General features: G+C 74.3%; 14 protein-coding genes and 1 pseudogene. 11 read left to right on the top strand and 4 right to left on the bottom strand.

Translation table 11 applies throughout. The features are described 5' to 3' along the window. Positions 1-56: 56 nt before the first annotated feature. Both Sdia_RS22140 and Sdia_RS22135 read left to right on the top strand, forming a co-directional pair. Complete coding sequence (locus Sdia_RS22140) at positions 57-1,799, top strand: pyruvate dehydrogenase (protein WP_100453451.1); 1,743 nt, start codon at positions 57-59, stop codon at positions 1,797-1,799. Positions 1,800-1,942: 143 nt separating this feature from the next. Continuing rightward, a complete protein-coding gene (locus tag Sdia_RS22135) occupies positions 1,943-2,473 on the top strand; it encodes an ATP-binding protein (protein ID WP_370464531.1) in 531 nt (176 codons plus the stop codon). A gap of 83 nt (positions 2,474-2,556) precedes the next feature. Here Sdia_RS22135 and Sdia_RS22130 read toward each other — a convergent pair whose 3' ends face one another. Next, on the bottom strand, positions 2,557-3,627 hold the full coding sequence (locus Sdia_RS22130; protein WP_115069169.1) for a DUF2637 domain-containing protein: 1,071 nt from the start codon (positions 3,625-3,627) through the stop codon (positions 2,557-2,559). A gap of 188 nt (positions 3,628-3,815) precedes the next feature. After that, on the bottom strand, positions 3,816-4,697 hold the full coding sequence (locus Sdia_RS22125) for a (2Fe-2S)-binding protein (protein WP_124287944.1): 882 nt from the start codon (positions 4,695-4,697) through the stop codon (positions 3,816-3,818). Between the two features lie 163 nt (positions 4,698-4,860). On the opposite strand from Sdia_RS22125, the gene Sdia_RS22120 reads away from it, so the two are divergent. Then, positions 4,861-5,643 carry a GntR family transcriptional regulator gene (locus tag Sdia_RS22120; protein WP_100453454.1) on the top strand — a complete coding sequence of 261 codons (783 nt, stop codon included), beginning with the start codon at positions 4,861-4,863 and terminating at the stop codon, positions 5,641-5,643. A 15-nt stretch (positions 5,644-5,658) separates the two neighbouring features. Here the strand turns inward: Sdia_RS22120 and Sdia_RS22115 are convergent, their stop codons facing one another. Together Sdia_RS22115 and Sdia_RS22110 are read right to left on the bottom strand one after the other, a co-directional pair. Then, complete coding sequence (locus Sdia_RS22115; protein WP_229830281.1) at positions 5,659-6,462, bottom strand: hypothetical protein; 804 nt, start codon at positions 6,460-6,462, stop codon at positions 5,659-5,661. A gap of 714 nt (positions 6,463-7,176) precedes the next feature. Continuing rightward, positions 7,177-8,844: a PucR family transcriptional regulator gene (locus Sdia_RS22110; RefSeq protein WP_115069170.1), complete on the bottom strand. Its 1,668-nt coding sequence runs from the start codon at positions 8,842-8,844 to the stop codon at positions 7,177-7,179. Between the two features lie 404 nt (positions 8,845-9,248). On the opposite strand from Sdia_RS22110, the gene Sdia_RS22105 reads away from it, so the two are divergent. The 8 genes and pseudogenes from Sdia_RS22105 to Sdia_RS30365 all read left to right on the top strand — a co-directional run bounded on the left by Sdia_RS22105 (position 9,249) and on the right by Sdia_RS30365 (position 17,901). Continuing rightward, on the top strand, positions 9,249-10,127 hold the full coding sequence (locus tag Sdia_RS22105; protein WP_115069171.1) for an FAD binding domain-containing protein: 879 nt from the start codon (positions 9,249-9,251) through the stop codon (positions 10,125-10,127). Next, positions 10,118-10,717, top strand: a complete 600-nt coding sequence (locus Sdia_RS22100; RefSeq protein WP_100453456.1) for a (2Fe-2S)-binding protein — start codon at positions 10,118-10,120, stop codon at positions 10,715-10,717. The genes Sdia_RS22105 and Sdia_RS22100 overlap by 10 nt, the downstream gene beginning before the upstream one ends. After that, complete coding sequence (gene pucD / locus Sdia_RS22095) at positions 10,714-13,098, top strand: xanthine dehydrogenase subunit D (protein WP_124287943.1); 2,385 nt, start codon at positions 10,714-10,716, stop codon at positions 13,096-13,098. The genes Sdia_RS22100 and pucD overlap by 4 nt, the downstream gene beginning before the upstream one ends. Positions 13,099-13,375: 277 nt before the next feature. Further along, the gene (locus Sdia_RS22090) at positions 13,376-14,830 is read left to right on the top strand and encodes an NCS2 family permease (protein WP_189399534.1); all 1,455 of its coding nucleotides are present in this window, start codon (positions 13,376-13,378) and stop codon (positions 14,828-14,830) included. Between the two features lie 48 nt (positions 14,831-14,878). After that, complete coding sequence (locus Sdia_RS22085; protein ID WP_189499851.1) at positions 14,879-16,057, top strand: XdhC family protein; 1,179 nt, start codon at positions 14,879-14,881, stop codon at positions 16,055-16,057. Between the two features lie 421 nt (positions 16,058-16,478). Then, positions 16,479-16,673 (top strand): hypothetical protein, encoded by a 195-nt coding sequence (locus Sdia_RS22080; RefSeq protein ID WP_100453460.1) that lies wholly within the window; start codon positions 16,479-16,481, stop codon positions 16,671-16,673. 271 nt (positions 16,674-16,944) lie between these two features. Then, positions 16,945-17,259 carry a beta/gamma crystallin domain-containing protein gene (locus Sdia_RS22075; protein WP_181844104.1) on the top strand — a complete coding sequence of 105 codons (315 nt, stop codon included), beginning with the start codon at positions 16,945-16,947 and terminating at the stop codon, positions 17,257-17,259. Between the two features lie 167 nt (positions 17,260-17,426). After that, a pseudogene (locus Sdia_RS30365) lies at positions 17,427-17,901 on the top strand (GNAT family N-acetyltransferase). The last annotated feature ends 38 nt before the right edge of the window (positions 17,902-17,939 follow it).

The raw sequence follows: 17,939 nt of genomic DNA, 5'->3' as shown, positions 1-17,939 counted from the left end.
GGGAACCGGTGAATCCGTCCGAGCCGCACAGGTGCGGGAAATGGGGTGCGTGAGGCATGGCCAAGCAGAACGTCGCCGAACAGTTCGTCGACATCCTCGTCCGCGCGGGGGTGAAGCGGATGTACGGCGTGGTCGGTGACAGCCTCAACCCCGTCGTGGACGCGGTCCGCCGTACTCCCGGCATCGACTGGGTGCACGTACGGCACGAGGAGGCCGCCGCCTTCGCGGCCGGGGCCGAGGCACAGATCACCGGCCAGCTCACCGCCTGCGCCGGCTCCTGCGGTCCCGGCAACCTCCACCTCATCAACGGCCTGTACGACGCGCACCGCTCGATGGCCCCGGTGCTCGCCCTCGCCTCCCACATCCCCTCCAGCGAGATCGGGCTCGGCTACTTCCAGGAGACCCACCCGGAGCTGCTGTTCCGGGAGTGCAGCCACTACTGCGAGATGATCTCCAGCCCGGAGCAGATGCCCCGGCTCCTGCAGACCGCCATCCAGAACGCCATCGGCCAGGGCGGCGTCAGCGTCGTCACCATGCCCGGCGACATCGCCGACAAGCCCGCCCCCGAGAAGTCCATCGAGACGGCGCTGGTGACCGAACGCCCCAGCGTCCGCCCGGGCGAGAGCGAGATCGCCAAGCTGGTCGACATGATCGACAAGGCGGAGAAGGTCACCCTCTTCTGCGGCAGCGGCACCGCCGGCGCCCACGACGAGGTGATGGAGTTCGCCGAGAAGCTCAAGGCCCCGGTCGGCCACGCGCTGCGCGGCAAGGAGTGGATCGAGTACGACAACCCGTTCGACGTCGGCATGAGCGGCCTGCTCGGCTACGGCGCCGCCTACGAGGCGACCCACGAGTGCGACCTGCTGATCCTGCTCGGCACGGACTTCCCGTACAACGCCTTCCTGCCCGACGACGTGAAGATCGCCCAGGTCGACGTCCGGCCCCAGCACCTCGGCCGCCGCTCCAAGCTGGACCTCGCCATCTGGGGCGACGTCCGCGAGACGCTGCGCTGCCTCACCCCGCTGGTACGGACGAAGACCAGCCGCCGCTTCCTGGACCGGATGCTGAAGAAGCACGCCGAGGCCCTGGAGGGCGTGGTCAGCGCCTACACCCGCAAGGTCGACAAGCACGTCCCGATCCACCCCGAGTACGTCGCCTCGGTCCTCGACGACCTCGCCGACGACGACGCCGTCTTCACCGTCGACACCGGCATGAACAACGTCTGGGCGGCCCGCTACATCACCCCCAACGGCAAGCGGCGCGTCATCGGCTCGTTCAGCCACGGCTCGATGGCCAACGCCCTGCCGCAGGCGATCGGCGCCCAGCTGATCGAGCGGGACCGGCAGGTCGTCTCGATGTCCGGCGACGGCGGATTCTCCATGCTGATGGGCGACTTCCTCACCCTCGTCCAACTCGACCTGCCGGTGAAGGTCGTCCTCTTCAACAACTCCTCGCTCGGCATGGTCGAACTGGAGATGCTCGTCGGCGGCCTGCCCGCCTTCGGCACCAGCAACCACAACCCCGACTTCGCCGCCGTCGCCCGCGCCTGCGGCGCCTACGGCGTACGCGTCGAGAAGCCCAAGCAGCTCGCGGGCGCCCTCAAGGACGCCTTCAAACACGACGGGCCCGCCCTGGTGGACGTCGTCACCGACCCGAACGCCCTCTCCATCCCGCCGAAGATCAAGGCCGAGATGGTCACCGGGTTCGCCCTCTCCGCCAGCAAGATGGTCCTCGACGGCGGCGTCGGCAAGATGCTCCAGATGGCCCGCTCGAATCTGCGCAACATCCCCCGGCCCTGACGGCCCCGGCGGGCCCCGTCAGGCGTGCCGCCGCGCCGGCCGGGCATGCATCACCGGGAGCGTGTTCGACCGCCGGCAGCGGCGGTCGAACACCCCCGGCGGTGACACGGCCGCAGGGACGGGCGACGGGAGGACGACCGATCGTGACGTGGACGGGGGACCCGGCGAGCGGCCGGGAGAGCCGGCGGGACATCAGAGCGCGCGGTGCCCGGCACAGGCCGCAGACCGCGCCCCGGTCCGGCGCGCACCGCGCCCCGGCCGGGCGCCTGCACCGGGCTCTGCACCACGCCGACCTACGGGCGGTGCCGGAGGTCCGCCGGGCCCTGCGTGCCCTGCTGCGGCCCTGCCTCGCCGAGGAACCGGCGGCCACCGCCGAACTGCTCGCCTCGGAAGTCCTCACCAACGCCCTGATCCACTCAGGCCACGACGCGGTCTTCACCGCCATCGTGCACGACGGCCACCTCCGCGTGGAGGTCCGCGACTTCACCGGCCGGCCGCCCCGTCCCCGGGCGCCCCGGCCGCACGAGGCGACCAGCGGCCGCGGCCTGCTGCTGGTCGAGGCGCTCGCCGCCGACTGGGGCGTCCGCCGGCACGGCGTGGGGAAGACCGTCTGGTTCGAACTGGGGCCCGCGGACAGGGCGTCGGCGCACGACCGGCAGCCGGACGCGGCCTGACCGGCTGCCCGGCACGACTGAGGGGGCGGTCGCCGTCTCGCGGCGGCCGCCCCCTCGGGCGGGTACGGAACAGGGGACGGGAATCAGCCGAACTGCTGCTCCAGGTCCTTCAGCTTCTGCTCCAGCGAATCGAGCCGCGGCAGGGCCTGCGTGTCGTCCTCGGCGGTGAGGTCGACGGTCGTGGCCCGCTGCGGCTGCCGGTCCGCCGCCTCGGGGCCGGTCACCGCCTGGAGCGAGGGCCGGCTGCGGACCGGCAGTTGCTCCGGCGCGGTCACCGGCGCCTCGGTGAGCTGCTGCTGCGGGATCGCCGGAGCCCCGGCGGGCGCCAGCTCCACCTGGGCACCGCCCCGCCGTCCGCCCCAGATGGTGCGCTGGCTGCGGGCGAGCGCCTTGATCCGGGCCCGGTCCATCTTCTGCTGGTCCCGGCGGCGCATCCGGTCCTGCGTCTTCTCCCTGCGGTCCTCGCGGACCTCGTCCACCGCCTCGTCCAGCGACCGCACGCCCTCCAGCAGCATCAGCGACCAGGCGTGGTACGTCTCCCTGGGCGCCCGCAGCCAGCGGACGATACGGATCTGCGGCAGCGGCCTCGGCACCAGCCCCTGCTCGCGCAGCGCCGCCCGCCGGGTCTGCTTCAGCGCGCGGTCGAAGAGGACGGCCGCCGACAGCGACATCCCGGCGAAGAACTGCGGTGCCCCGGCGTGGCCCAGACCGCGCGGCGCGTGCACCCAGTTGAACCAGGCGGCGGCACCGGCGAACGTCCACACCAGCAGCCGTGAGCCGAGCGCGGCGTCGCCGTGGCTGGCCTCCCGGACGGCGAGCACGGAGCAGAACATCGCCGCTCCGTCCAGGCCGAACGGCACCAGGTACTCCCAGCCGCCGGAGAGGTTGAGGTTCTGCCGGCCGAAGCCGACCAGGCCGTGGAAGGAGAGCGCGGCCGCGACGGCGGCGCAGCAGAACAGCAGCAGATAGGAGGCGGTGCCGTAGACGGCCTCCTTGCGTCTGCGGCGCTCCTCACTGCGCTCCCAGGAGTCGTCGGCCTCCGCCTTGGCCCCGGCCCGCTTCCCTCGCGCGAGAACCGCCACCGCGACCAGCACACCCAGGAGCAGAACGGCGCCGGGAAGCAGCCAGTCGAGCGATATGTCGGTCATTCTCATCTGGGGTCCCTTGCGTAGCGGTGGGGCGTTCGGGCGCCATAGTGGCGCACGGGGACCACCGCGCAGAGGGTTTCGGGACAAGAGGACGCCAAAGGGGGTGGCTTACCCCGCGGATCGCCCCTCCGAACTCGAATGCCCGTACGGGGAAGGCGAGTCGCGTTCGACTCGGGTCCGTACGGGGACGGACCTCAGGCCGTCGTGGAGGCCGCGGCGCCCGTGGCGGTCAGCTTGCTGACACGGTCCGTGTCGCAGGTGCGCGGGCAGGTCACGCAGGTGTCCTCGGGCCGCAGGGTGTAGAACATGCAGCAGCTCGCCCGGTCCCGGGTCGGCAGCGCCTCGCCGTTCGGCCCGGTCAGCTCGCGGAAGGCGGCCGTCCCCACGTACGGCCGGGTCGCGCCCGGCAGCAGCCGCTCCAGCTCGGCCATGGCCCGCGGCTCCTCGCCGAGGAGGTGGCCGACGTACCAGAGGCTCTCGACGATCTCGTCGGTGACCATGCCCCACAGTGCCCGGCCGCGCCGCCGCATCCGGGGGCCGAAGCCGGCGAGCAGCGGTTCCAGGTGCTCGGCGACGGCCGCCCGCACCTCACCGCGCAGCGCCTCCTCGTCCGCCACCACCCGGGCACCGGGCAGCCCCGCCGCCGGGTCGTCCGGCAGGCAGGCGAAAGCGCCGGTGCGCACCGCCATCCGCCCCTCGGCCCGGTCGTACGCCACCTGGTCGACGGGGAAGCGCGGGACCCGGCCGAGCAGGAACCAGGGGAGGGTGATGAGCAGACAGGCGGGCCAGGCGTACCGGTGGAGGCCGAAGGTGGCGAGTACGTCCGGTCGGGCGGCCTTGCCGTAGTCCCGCAGGACCTGCTCCTCGTCCCAGGCGATGAACGCGTCCAGCTCCTCGCCCCCGGCGGCGAGCCGGTCCGCCCTGGTCCAGCCGGCACCCTCGGGGAGCGCCTCGCCGGCGCCGACCTCTTCGACGCGCAGCGAGGGGAAGACCTCGGCCAGCCGGGCGTAGGCGGCCGCCATGGGGGAGGCCGGGAGGGGGTGCGGGGCGCCGGGCGCCGGAGCGGTGATGGACATGCGGGAGGACCACCGATCGCGATCGCTTGCAGGTAAGCCTTACCTTACCCCAGCCTTCCTCTCACTGACCTTGCCCTATCCTCGTCGCAGGCATCCGGGTGAACCGGCCGCCCGGCCGTCCGGGTGAGGTGCCGAGCGGTCCGCGCGAGGAGGAGGAATCCGAGTGGAGCACGCCCCGCCCCGGGCCGCCACCCCGGCCTCCCCCGACCGGTCCGGCGAGCCCGCCCGCCCCCGCGTCCCGTCCCAGCCCACCGCCCGCGACGTCTCAGCCCCGGCCGCGCGCGGCGAGCACACCCACAGCGAGCCCCCCGCCCCCCGCACCCCGCTGCGACGCACCTCCGTACGCGGCCAGGTGCTCGACGGTCTGCGCGGCGCCCTCGTCGCGGGCGATCTCGTCCCCGGCGAGGTCTACTCCGCACCCGGCCTCGCCGAGCGCTTCGGCGTCTCGGCCACGCCGGTCCGCGAGGCCATGCAGCAGCTCGCCCTGGAGGGCGCGGTCGAGGTGGTGCCCAACCGGGGGTTCCGCGTCGTCGAGCGGGACGCCCGCGAACTCGCCGAACTCGCCGAGGTCCGCGCCCTCATCGAGGTCCCCGTCATGCTGCGGCTGGCCCACTCCGTCCCCGCCGACCAGTGGGCGGCCCTGCGGCCGCTGGCCGAGGAGACCGTCGCCGCCGCCGAGACCGGTGACCGGGCCCGCTACGCCGAGTCCGACCGCGCCTTCCACGGCGCCGTCCTCGGCCTCGGCGGGAACCGGCAGCTCGCCTCGGTCGCCGCCGATCTGCACCGGCGCGCCCAGTGGCCCCTGGTCACCGGCCCGCTCTCGCGACGCCCCACCGACCTGGTGGCCGACGCCGCCCAGCACCTCGCACTCCTGGAAGCGCTGGCGGCCCGGGACCTCCCGGCCGTCCAGTCCCTGGTCCGCGAACACTTCGCCGGCGCCCGCTGAGCCCGGGCCGCCCGGTCAGAGCGGTTCGGGGGTGGGCGCGAGCTGGTCCGCCAGCCAGGTCGGCACCCCGCCCAGCAGCCGGAAGAGCCGCCGCGCCTCCGCCAGCAGGCGGGAGGCCTCCGGCTCCCCTTCCGTCTGCGCCAGTGAGGCCAGCGCGGGCGCCGTCCCGACCAGGAAGCCCAGCTCCTCACGGAGCCGCAGCGACTGGGTGAAGCCGTGCCGCGCCTCGGCCAGCTCGCCTTCGCGCAGGGCCAGCCCGGCCAGGTGCCGCCAGGTCGAGGAGAGCAGCAACCTGTCCTCGCCGGTGGTGGCCCCGGCGTGCGCCCGGCGGTACGCGGCGCGGGCGGCCTGGGGCGCATCGGAGATGTGCTCGGAGATCAGCCCGCGCCGGTAGTCGAGCAGGGCCCGGCCGGGTGCGGCGGGCGACAGGAGCGCGGCGGCCCGGCCGAGCGCGGAACGGGCCTCGTCGGCGCGGTCACGCACCCCGAGCACGGTCGAGGCGTACGCCAGGTGCCCGCGCTCGCAGGCGGCGGCGCCCCGCTCCTCGTCGGTCCCGGCCAGTGCCTCGGCCTGCCGCAGCCCGTCCTCCGCCTCCGCCCAGCCCCGCCCCGTGTACAGACAGCGCTCCACCAGCAACGCGGTCCGTTCCAGCGCGGCGGAGGGCCCGTGCGCCTTGGCGAGCAGGGCCGCCGCGTCGGCCCAGCAGCCACGCGACCGCAGCCGCCACACCGCCGTCCGGGTCGCCTCCCGGGCCGTCCCGGCCGGGCGGCCCGGCCCGTCCGGCCCGGTGACGACCTCCGAAGAACTCGCATCGGACATGGCGGTGTCCGCCACATTGCCTCCCCCACGCGCGCCATTGAGTGTGGCGTGCATCTCAGCACGGAACGTGGCGGAGAGCCAAGAGGTCGGGTGAAAGTTTTCACAATGCTTGGGGCGCGTCGAAGCACACGCAAGATCACCATGGCGCACCGGGCTCCGGCGTGCGCCGGGGTGAGGGCTGGGGGAGCGGTCGTCGCCCCTCGCTGCCCTGGCCTGGCCCTGTCCGCCGAAGCTCAGGCCCGGGGGCCGGCTACGGCCCCGGGTTCCCCTGGTGAGGCGGGCCCCTGCGGAAGGGGGCATGAGCCGGACGGGCCCACGAGCGCGTCGCCCGGGCGTGACCGGGCTCTCCTGAGCCCTCTCCGGGCGGACGAGACCGCGGGTGAGGAAGGCGGAGGCGCCCGGGTGAGCCCCCGCCGGCCCGCCGTTCGCGACCACGCGGCCGCCGGAGCCCTCGGCACCGATGCCCCCGGCCCCGACGCCCCGCCCCTGCTCCGGCCACCCGGGACGCAGTGACAGGTGCCCCCGCCGAGCCCCCTCCCTGACCTGCACGGGCCGAGAACGCCCCCGTCCTCGCCAGGGCCGCCGGGCCGGCGCCGCGAGCCGACGGGGTGCCGCGCCGAAGCCGCTCCCGTGGGCGCGCGCCGGAGCCGGCCGCCGCCCTCCCCGCGGTCCCTCACCGTGCCGGGTGTCCGAGAGGGGGCCGTCCGCGCCCTCTCAGCTCATCCGCAGAGCCAGGAAGAAGTCCAGCTTGTCCTCGAGGCGCGACAGGTCGCGGCCCGTCAGTTGCTCGATCCTGCCCACGCGGTAGCGCAGGGTGTTGACGTGCAGGTGAAGCCGGGCGGCACAGCGGGTCCAGGAACCGTCGCTGTCGAGGAACGCCTCCAGAGTGGGGACCAGTTCCGCGCGGTGGCGGCGGTCGTAGTCCCGGAGCGGGTCGAGGAGGCGGGCGGTGAAGGCGCGGCGGACGTCGTCGGGGACGAAGGGGAGCAGCAGGACGTGCGAGGCCAGTTCCTGGTGTCCGGCGGCGCAGACGCTGCCGGGGCGGGCGGCGGCGACCCGCCGGGCGTGCCGTGCCTCCTCCAGGGCGCCGCGCAGGCCCTCCGCCGAGTGGACGACGGCGCTGACGCCCAGGGTGATCCGGTCACCGTCGCCGAGTCCGGCGGAGAGCGGGAGCCGTACGGTGTCGAGCAGTTCCTCGGCGACCAGCCCCTCCGGCCCCTGCCCGGCCGCGTCGTCGCCGGTGGGTGCCCCGTCGGCCGCCACGGCGGGCAGCGGGACCAGCGCCACGGCCTCCTCGCCGAGGCGGGCCACCGCGATCCGGTCGGCCACCTCGGGGCCCGGGGCGTCCGGCGCCACCAGGATCTCCTCCAGCAGCGCCCGGGCCGCCTGCCCGCCGCCCGCGCCGTCGGCGGTGGCGACCACCACCTGCCAGTGCGGGGCGGCGCCCAGTCCGGGCAGCAGCACGGGGGCGGCGACCCGCAGCCGGGCCGCGATCTCGGCGGGGGCCGCGCCCGACTGCACCAGTTCCAGGACCTCCCCGGCGAGCCGGCGCCGTACCGTGCGGGCCGCGTCGCGCCGGTCGCGTTCGACGGCGATGAGCTGGGTGACGCCGTCGAGCAGGTCGAGCCGCTCCTCCGGCCAGTCGGAGGCGTCCGCGCGGACCGCGAGCAGCCAGTCGGCGATGGCGGGTCCCCGGGGCGTGCCCGAGGGCGCCGACCGGATCGGGAAGAGCGCGTACGCCTCCCCGCCGACGCTGGTCCGTACCGGCCTGCGCCGTCCGGCGCGGACCGCGGCCAGGCCGTCGGCGGCGAGCTGGGCGGCGGTCTCGTGGGGCAGCGGGGCCAGACCGCGGGGGCCGGCGACGCGTCGGCCGGTGGGGGAGAGGACCCAGGCGCGCAGGTCCAGGTCGGAGCCGAGCAGATCGAGGACGACCTCGGGGCCGCCGCCCGCGGGCCCGGCCGTCATCAGCCGCCGATGCCGGTCGACGACGGCGGCGAGGTCCCCGGCGCGCTCGCCCGAGACGCGGCGTACGACGTGCTCGGTGATGGTGGCGAAGGCGACCGACTCGTTGACCGCGAGGAGTGGCAGCCGGTGCTGGGCGCAGGCCGCGACCAGGTCCTCGGGGACCGCGCCGAGCTCCGCCTCGCCCGCGGCGAGCGCGGCCACCCCGGCCGCCGCCAGGATGCGGACGAAGGGCTCGGAGTCGGCGGGGCCGTGCCGCCAGGCCAGTCCGGTGAGGACCAGTTCGCCACCGGTGAGGTAGCGGCTGGGGTCGCGCAGGTCGGTGGTCATCACTCCGCGGACCGCGCGGTCCAGCTCGTCCTCACCGCCGAGCAGCCGCAGGCCGAGGCCATCGGTCCGAAGCAGGGCGCGCAGCCGCATCTCGTCGCCGCCGATCTCTCGTTCATGAACAGGTGGACAGGGGTATGGCAGGTACCACGCCGGACACCTCCGACAGGGGCGGGCGCACACCGCTCGGCCGTGTCGGAGGTTCCCGGGGCGAAACGGCGAGGTTACCGTCTCCCGCCGTTCATACGAATCTACAAGAAGCCTGCCGTGGCCAGCCAACTCCTTCATGTGTTCGGTGACTGACCCCGGCCGCCCGCAGACCTGTGTACTGACCGCACTTCGCGTGAACAGCGCACGAACGAGGCCGGACGGGACCGCACCGAACAGGAGGCGGCCCGGCCCACCGCCCCGTGACGCACGTCCGAGCTCCGCCCCGCACGGCACGGCCGGAACTGCCCGTACGCCATCGACGCCACGACACCGGAAGAGAGCCCCGCATGGACTTCCTTCGTCCCGCCGGCTGGGAGGAGGCGCTCGCCGCGAAGGCCGAGCACCCCGCCGCCGTGCCGATCGCGGGCGGCACGGACCTGATGGTCGAGATCAACTTCGACCACCGCCGCCCCGACCACCTGCTGGACCTCGGACGCATCGAGGAACTGACCGCCTGGGAGGACCTCGGCGACAGCATCCGTCTCGGTGCGAGTGTCCCGTACAGCCGCATCATGCGGCATCTCCGCGGTGAGCTGCCCGGCCTCGCGCTCGCCTCGCACACCGTCGCCTCCCCGCAGATCCGCAACCGCGGCGGCGTCGGCGGCAACCTCGGGACCGCCTCCCCGGCCGGAGACGCCCACCCGGCGCTGCTCGCCGCGGGCGCCGAGGTCGAGGCCGAGTCCGTACGCGGCACCCGGCTCATCCCCATCGACGACTTCTACACCGGCGTCAAGCGCAACGCCCTGGCTCCCGACGAGCTGATCCGCGCCGTCCGCATCCGCAAGGCCGACGGCCCGCAGCAGTTCTCCAAGGTCGGCACGCGCAACGCCATGGTGATCGCCGTGTGCGCCTTCGGGATCGCCCTGCATCCCCGGTCGCGCACGGTGCGGACCGGCATCGGCTCCGCCGCCCCCACCCCGATCCGGGCGAAGGCGGCCGAGGAGTTCCTCGTCGCGGCCCTGGCGGAGGGCAACCACTGGGAGAGCGGCGGGCCGCTCCCCGAATCCCTCGTCAAGCAGTTCGCCACGCTCGCCGCCGGCGCCTGCAACCCCATCGACGACGTCCGCGGCACCGCCGCCTACCGCCGCCACGCCATCGGCGTCCTGGCCCGCCGCACCCTCGGCTGGACCTGGGCCGCCCGCGAGAGGAGCACCGCATGCGCGTGAACTTCACCGTCAACGGCCGCCGCCAGGAGGCCGACGACGTCTGGGAGGGCGAGTCGCTGCTCTACGTCCTGCGCGAGCGGATGGGACTGCCCGGTTCCAAGAACGCCTGCGAGCAGGGCGAGTGCGGCTCCTGCACGGTCCGCCTGGACGGCGTGCCCGTCTGTTCCTGCCTGGTCGCGGCCGGCCAGGCCCAGGACCGCGACATCGTCACCGTCGAGGGCCTCGCCGCGCTGGCCGCCTGCCGCACCGAGGGCGGCGACTGCGGCTCCGGGGCCTGCGGCACCGGGCTCGACGAGGCCAGGCGGTGGAGCGCCGACCCGGCGAGGGGCACCGACTCGCAGACCGGCGAGGGCACCGAACTCTCCCCCATCCAGCAGGCGTTCATCGACGCCGGCGCCGTCCAGTGCGGCTTCTGCACCCCCGGCCTGCTGGTCGCCGCCGACGAGATGCTGGAGGCCAATCCCTCGCCCAGCGACGCCGACATCCGCGAGGCACTCTCCGGCAACCTCTGCCGCTGCACCGGCTACGAGAAGATCCTCGACGCGGTCCGGCTCGCCGCCGCCCGCCAGGAAGGCGCGGTGAGCCGATGACCGCCACCGGCGTCCCCGGCCGCCTCACCCAGGGCTCCGCCACCAAGGGCGGCATCGGTGAGTCCACGCTGCGGCCCGACGGCACCCTCAAGGTGACCGGCGAGTTCGCGTACGCCTCCGACATGTGGCACGAGGACATGCTCTGGGGGCACACCGTGCGCTCCCCCCACGCCCACGCCCGCATCGTCTCCATCGACACCGGCGAGGCGCTCGCCCAGGCCGGGGTGTACGCCGTCCTCACCCACGACGACCTGCCCGCCGAGGTGAAGAACTACGGCCTGGAGATCCAGGACACCCCGGCCCTCGCCCACGGGCGGGTCCGCCACCACGGTGAGCCCATCGCCCTGGTCGCCGCCGACCACCCCGAGACGGCCCGCCGCGCCGCCGCCAGGATCAAGGTGGTCTACGAGGAACTGCCGCTCGTCACCGACGAGGCCAGCGCCACCGCGCCCGGCGCGCCCCTGCTCCACGAGGACCGCGACGACCACCACGCCCCGCACACCCCGCACCCGAACATCGTCCACCGCCAGCCCATCGTCCACGGCGACGTGGCGGCGGGCCGCGCCCTGGCCGACGTCGTGGTCACCGGCGACTACGTCTTCGGCATGCAGGACCAGGCGTTCCTCGGCCCCGAGTCGGGACTGGCCGTCCCCGCCGAGGACGGCGGGGTCGACCTGTACGTGGCCACCCAGTGGCTCCACGCCGACCTGCGCCAGATCGCGCCCGTCCTCGGCCTGCCCGAGGAGAAGGTCCGCATGACGCTCTCCGGCGTCGGCGGTGCCTTCGGCGGCCGGGAGGACCTGTCGATGCAGATCCACGCCTGCCTGCTGGCGCTGCGCACCGGCAAGCCCGTGAAGATGGTCTACAACCGCTTCGAGTCCTTCTTCGGCCACGTCCACCGCCACCCCGCCAAGCTCCACTACGAGCACGGCGCCACCCGCGACGGCAAGCTCACCCACCTGGTGTGCCGTATCGTCCTGGACGGCGGCGCGTACGCCTCCTCCTCCCCGGCGGTGGTCGGCAACGCGGCCTCGCTCGGCGCGGGCCCGTACGCCATCGACAACGTCGAGATCGAGGCTGTCGCCCTCTACACCAACAACCCGCCGTGCGGCGCCATGCGCGGCTTCGGAGCCGTCCAGGCGTGCTTCGCCTACGAGGCGCAGATGGACAAGCTGGCCGCCGCCCTCGGCATGGACCCGGTCGAACTGCGGCAGCTCAACGCCATGGAACAGGGCTCCGTCCTGCCCACCGGCCAGTTGGTCGACTCGCCCGCGCCCGTCGCCGAACTGCTGCGCCGGGTCAAGGCCCGCCCGCTGCCGCCCGAGCGCCAGTGGGAGTCGGCCGGCGGTGAGCCCGACGTCCGCGCCCTGCCCGGGGGCCTGTCCAACACCACCCACGGCGAGGGCGTCGTCCGGGGCGTCGGCTACGCCGTCGGCATCAAGAACGTCGGCTTCTCCGAGGGCTTCGACGACTACTCGACGGCCCGGGTCAGCCTCCAGGTCGCCGGTGGCGAGCCCGTCGCCGTCGTGCACACCGCGATGGCGGAGGTCGGGCAGGGCGGTATCACCGTCCACGCCCAGATCGCCCGTACCGAACTGGGCGTCTCCCAGGTCACCATCCACCCCGCCGACACCCAGGTCGGCTCGGCCGGATCGACCTCCGCCTCCCGGCAGACGTACGTCACCGGCGGCGCCGTCAAGAACACCTGCGAGGCCGTCCGGGAGAAGGTGCTGGAGCTGGGCCGCGCCAGACTCGGCACCTACCACCCCGCCTGGGCCACCGCCGAACTCCTCCTGGAGGGCGGCAAGGTCGTCACCGACGGCGGGGAGGTCCTCGCCGACCTCGCCGAGGTCCTCGGCGAGGAGGTGATCGACCTGGAGCTGGAGTGGCGCCACCGGCCCACCGAACCCCTCGACCTGCGCACCGGGCAGGGCAGGGGCCACGTCCAGTACTCCTTCGCCGCCCACCGCGCCGTCGTCGAGGTCGACACCGACCTCGGCCTGGTCAAGGTGGTGGAGCTGGCCTGCGCCCAGGACGTCGGCAAGGCCCTCAACCCGCTCTCCGTGGTCGGCCAGATCCAGGGCGGCTCCACGCAGGGCCTCGGCGTCGCCGTCATGGAGGAGATCATCGTGGACCCGGCCACCGCCAAGGTCCGCAACCCCTCCTTCACCGACTACCTCATCCCGACCATCCTCGACACCCCGACCATCCCGGTCGACGTCCTCGAACTCGCCGACGACCACGCTCCCTACGGGCTCCGTGGCATCGGCGAGGCACCGACCCTCTCCTCCACCCCGGCGGTCCTCGCGGCGATCCGCGCGGCCACCGGCCTGGAGCTGAACCGGACCCCGGTCCGCCCCGAGCACCTCACCGGGAGCTGACCGGCGCCGCCCCGCTCCGGCGGGGCGGCCCACCGGCCTCCGGGCGGTGCGCGCCGCCCAGGAAACGTCACGCCTTCCCGTCCGCCCGCACCGCCCGGAGTGCCGGGGCCGCCCGCTCACGGCCCCGCACACCCGCACCGCCACCGCCCGCGCCCCGAGGAGGGGCCGGCCGCGGACCGTTCGCCTCGGGCCGTCCCCCGGGTCGTGCGTCCAGCGCACCACCCACCCGTACCGCGTCCGGCCGTACGGGCCCCTGTGACCCACGGGAGACACCCTCATGACCGACCAGTCCCTCCAGCCGGGGGCGACCACCGCCGACGACGCGGGCGAGGGCTCGCGCGTCCCGGCGGGGCGCTCCTGGCTCGACAGGTACTTCCACATCACCGACCGGGGTTCCACGCTCGGCCGCGAACTGCGCGGCGGCGTCACCACCTTCATGGCGATGTGCTACATCCTGCTGCTCAACCCGCTGCTGCTCTCCGGCCCCGATGCCGCGGGCAACCGCCTGGACCACGCCGGACTCATCACCGCCACCGCGCTCGCCGCCGCCGTCTCCACCCTGCTGATGGGCTTCGTCGGCAAAGTGCCGCTCGCGCTCGCCGCCGGGCTCTCGGTCTCCGGCGTCCTCGCCACCCAGGTCGCCCCCTACATGACGTGGCCGCAGGCGATGGGCATGTGCGTCATGTACGGCCTGGTGATCATCCTCTTGGTGGTCACCGGACTCCGCGAGACGATCATGAACGCCATCCCGCTCGCCCTCAAACACGGCATCACCATCGGCATCGGCGCCTTCATCGCGCTGATCGGCCTCTTCAACGCCGGATTTGTCGGCAAGGGCGACCCGGTCACCCTCGGTACCGGTGGCCGGCTCAGCGGCTGGCCCGTGCTGCTCTTCTGCGTCACCCTGCTGCTGATCTTCATGCTTCAGGCGCGCGACGTGCCCGGCGCCATCCTCATCGGCATCGTCACCGGCACCGTGCTGGCCGTGATCGTCAACGCGGTGGGCGACCTCGGCCCCGAGGCGTGGGGCGGCAGCGCTCCCGAACTGAGCGGCAGCGCCGTCTCCATGCCGGACTTCGCTCTCTTCGGCCAGGTCGAGTTCGGCGGCTGGGGCTCGGTCGGCGCGCTCACCGTCGGGATGATCGTCTTCACCCTGGTCCTCGCCGGGTTCTTCGACGCCATGGCCACCATCATCGGCGTCGGCACCGAGGCGAAGCTCGCCGACGACCAGGGCCGCATGCCCGGCCTCTCCAAAGCCCTCTTCGTCGACGGCGCGGGCGGCGCGATCGGCGGCGTCGCCGGCGCCTCCGGACAGACCGTCTTCATCGAGTCGGCCACCGGCGTCGGCGAAGGCGCCCGCACCGGCCTCTCCTCGGTCGTCACCGGAACGCTGTTCGCCGCGGGTCTCTTCTTCACCCCGCTGGCGCAGATCGTGCCCGGCCCCATCGCGGCCGCCGCCCTGGTCGTCATCGGCGCGATGATGATGCAGAACGCCCGGCACGTCGACTGGGCCGACCGCTCGGTCGCCGTCCCGGTCTTCCTCACCGTCGTCCTCATGCCGTTCACCTACTCGATCACCACCGGAGTCGGCGCGGGCGTCGTCTCCTACGTCGCGATCAAGGCGGCGCAAGGTAGGTTCCGCCAGGTCGGAGCCTTCATGTGGGTCCTGGCAGCCGTCTTCCTCGTCTACTTCGCCCTCAGTCCCATCGAGAGCTGGCTCGGCGTGAAGTGACGCCGCCCGCCCTCGCGTAGCCGCACCACCGCGCAAAGGAGAAGCACCGTGCTGGACATCGCCGCCGAACTGCACGGCTGGATGGAGCAGGACCGCGACTTCGCCGTCGCCACCGTCGTGGCGGTCTCCGGCAGCGCTCCCCGCCGGCCCGGCGCCGCGCTCGCCGTGGACACCGACGGCACCGCCGTCGGCTCCGTCTCCGGCGGCTGCGTCGAGGGCGCCGTCTACGACCTGTGCCGCCAGGCCGCCGAGGACGGCCACCCCGTCCGCGAACGCTTCGGCTACAGCGACGACGACGCCTTCGCGGTCGGCCTGACCTGCGGCGGTGTCATCGACATCCTGGTCACCCCGGTCCGCCGCGGCGATCCGTCCCGGCCGGTCCTGGCCGCCGCCCTCGCCGCCGCGGTCCGCGGCGAGGCGGCGGCCCTCGCCCTCGTGACCGAGGGCCCCGCCGAACTCCTCGGCCGGCCCCTGCTGGTCCGCGCCGAAGGCCCCGCCGACAGCGCCCTCGGTGCCCTGCCCGCCGTCGAACGGGCCGCGGCGGCCCGGGCCACGGCCCTCCTCGACGCCGGACGCACCGCCCACATCACCGTCGGCGGCGACGGCGGCCCCGGCAGCGGCTGGGGTGACGGCCCCGGGTGCGGACCGCGCACCGGGCTGCTGGTGGTGGCGAACCTGCCCGCCCCGCGCATGATCGTCTTCGGCGCCATCGACTTCGCCTCGGCACTGGTACGGATGGGCCGCTTCCTCGGCTACCGCGTCACCGTCTGCGACGCCCGCCCGGTCTTCACCACCGCCGCCCGCTTCCCCGAGGCCGACGAGGTCGTCGTCGACTGGCCGCACCGCTACCTGGAGCAGACCGACACCGACGCCCGCACGGTGCTGTGCGTGCTCACCCACGACGCCAAGTTCGACATCCCCCTGCTGCGCCTCGCCCTCACCCTCCCCGTCGCCTACGTCGGCGCCATGGGCTCCCGCACCACCCACCTCGACCGCAACGCCCGCCTCCGCGAGGCCGGCGTCCCCGAGGCAGCCCTGGCCCGCCTCCGCTCCCCGATCGGCCTCGACCTCGGCGCCCACAGCCCCGAGGAGACGGCCCTCTCCATCGCCGCCGAGATCGTCGCCCTGCGCCGAGGCGGCACCGGCGTCCCCCTGCGCGGTGCCCACACCCCGATCCACCACGACGAGGCCGACGGCCCGGAGGGGCGGGTCGGCTCGGCGGCCTGACCGGGCGTACGGGGCGGCCAGGCGGCGCCCGGACGCGGTGGTCCGGTGAGCCTGAGCCTCCGCCACCGGGCGACGCCCGGGGCGGCCAGGCGGCGCCCGGACGCGGTGGTCCGGTGAGCCTGAGCCTCCGCCACCGGGCGACGCGCCGCAGGGCGGGCCCGTACGACCGGGCCCGTACGACCGGGCCCGTACGACCGGGCCCGTACGACCGGGCCCGTACGACCGACCCGCACCACCGTGCCTGGACGGCCCGCGGCCTCATGGCCGCCCGCGCGGCCTCGGCCCGCGCGGGCGGGCTGAGGCCGGACGAGCGGCACGGAGACCCTCCCTCGGGGGCCCCTTCCGCGCCGGCACACGCGGACACGCGCCGTCCGCGTCCCCCCGGACCGCCCGGCTTGGCCCCACCCCGCACGCACCCTCCTTGCTGGCCGGCGCCTGGTGGAGCGGGCCGCTCCGACGCCGGCCGGCCGAGGCCGTCCGCCGCCTCGGCGCGCTCCAGGCGCAGCACACCGTCCCGCCCTGCTCCGCTCCCGCCGCCTCCTCGCGCCGCGCCACCCGCGCCGCGGATCACGAGGTCGTGGTGGAGCAGCGCGCAGCCCCCGCCGAGCGCCGGTGACCCGGCGGGGACGAGGCGTGCACGGGGAATATCGTTTCTCTTCCCGCATTCTCCGGAGAATCGCGAAGTCACCGCCCTTCGGTGGGTGTTCCCGTTCAGGTGAATCACCTCCCGGGCCGTTCGGCGGAACGGGTTCCGTCCCTACGATGCATCAGCAGTGCCGCCCTTCCCGAAGCGTGGGTGAGGCGGTGCTCGGATCCGTACGTGACCGAGACGACCGAAAAGGGAATACGTGTTCTCGAAGACGATGAGTACCGCTCGCACGATGGCCATGGCGCTCGCCGCGGCCACCGCGTTCACCATGGTGGGGCCCGCGGGTTCAGCCTCCGCCATCGACCATGTCACCTGTGACCCGGACCGCGGATACCTGAAGATCTGGTCGCACCTGAACGGGCGCGACAGTGTGGACTGCTACGCGAATCGCGGCAAGACGAACTTCGGCAACTGGTGGGTGGACAAGATCTCCACCGGAAACAACGTGGTGAAGTACTACGACGCCAATGGCGATGTCATCAAGATCGACCGCAACAAGGTGATTTCGTATCCGAACCGGCCTCCGAAGGTCAAGGCCATCGAAATCCTCTGACGTACGAATTCCGGGGACGGTCCGGCTTTCGCCGTGCGCGGCGGCGTCCCGGCCGGGTCCGTCCCCGGTGGCCGTACCCGCCCGGCCGGTGTTCCACTTCCGCAGGGGGTGGCGGGACTTCAGCCGGGCGGGTACGGCCCGGGGCCGACGGGGACGTCGTGGAGTGCGTGCGGGTCCTCGCGGAGGTCCACCGCCGCGACGGCCATCCCGAGAACTGGCCGAGCGCCCCGGAGACGGGCTCACCTCCGGCGCTCTGCTCGGCTCCTGGACCGTCGAACACCAGGGCCGGCCGGGCGCGTCAGCCTCTCCCCGGGCGGTGAAGGCGATCTGGCACCCGGCCGGTGGCGAGCGGCACGGGACGCCGCGCCGGAGCGCCACCGCCGTGGTCAGCCGGCTGTTCGTCGCGCCGTCGGCGCGGGCCGTCGAGGAGGCGTTCCGCCGCGACCTGCGTCCCGTGCTCGACGTGGTAGTGCCGACACGGCGGCGACAGCTCTGTACGAACGGTTGGGCTGGGAGGCGATGGGCACGGTCGAGCAGAGGTGGGGGGCGGGCCAGGTGGTACACGTGCGCTGTCACGCCGCGCCTGCGCCGGGTGCCACACTCCGGGCTCCCTCCGCGCCGGGCCTGGTGGGCAGGGCGTAGCCCGCTGCCGCTGTCCACCGGATCGAGGGCCGGCTCCG

It is taken from the genome of Streptomyces diastaticus subsp. diastaticus (genome assembly GCF_011170125.1).
In the GTDB taxonomy this organism is placed as follows: Bacteria; Actinomycetota; Actinomycetes; order Streptomycetales; family Streptomycetaceae; genus Streptomyces; species Streptomyces diastaticus.
This window is presented reverse-complemented; position numbering and strand designations above follow the sequence as displayed.

Coding starts and splice junctions, on each gene's coding strand:
- Sdia_RS22140 (WP_100453451.1), top strand. CDS start 57: ATGGCCAAGCAGAACGTCGCCGAACAGTTCGTCGACATCCTCGTCCGC.
- Sdia_RS22130 (WP_115069169.1), bottom strand. CDS start 3,627: ATGAGAATGACCGACATATCGCTCGACTGGCTGCTTCCCGGCGCCGTT.
- Sdia_RS22125 (WP_124287944.1), bottom strand. CDS start 4,697: ATGTCCATCACCGCTCCGGCGCCCGGCGCCCCGCACCCCCTCCCGGCC.
- Sdia_RS22115 (WP_229830281.1), bottom strand. CDS start 6,462: ATGTCCGATGCGAGTTCTTCGGAGGTCGTCACCGGGCCGGACGGGCCG.
- Sdia_RS22110 (WP_115069170.1), bottom strand. CDS start 8,844: ATGCGGCTGCGCGCCCTGCTTCGGACCGATGGCCTCGGCCTGCGGCTG.
- Sdia_RS22105 (WP_115069171.1), top strand. CDS start 9,249: ATGGACTTCCTTCGTCCCGCCGGCTGGGAGGAGGCGCTCGCCGCGAAG.
- Sdia_RS22100 (WP_100453456.1), top strand. CDS start 10,118: ATGCGCGTGAACTTCACCGTCAACGGCCGCCGCCAGGAGGCCGACGAC.
- pucD (WP_124287943.1), top strand. CDS start 10,714: ATGACCGCCACCGGCGTCCCCGGCCGCCTCACCCAGGGCTCCGCCACC.
- Sdia_RS22090 (WP_189399534.1), top strand. CDS start 13,376: ATGACCGACCAGTCCCTCCAGCCGGGGGCGACCACCGCCGACGACGCG.
- Sdia_RS22075 (WP_181844104.1), top strand. CDS start 16,945: ATGGCGCTCGCCGCGGCCACCGCGTTCACCATGGTGGGGCCCGCGGGT.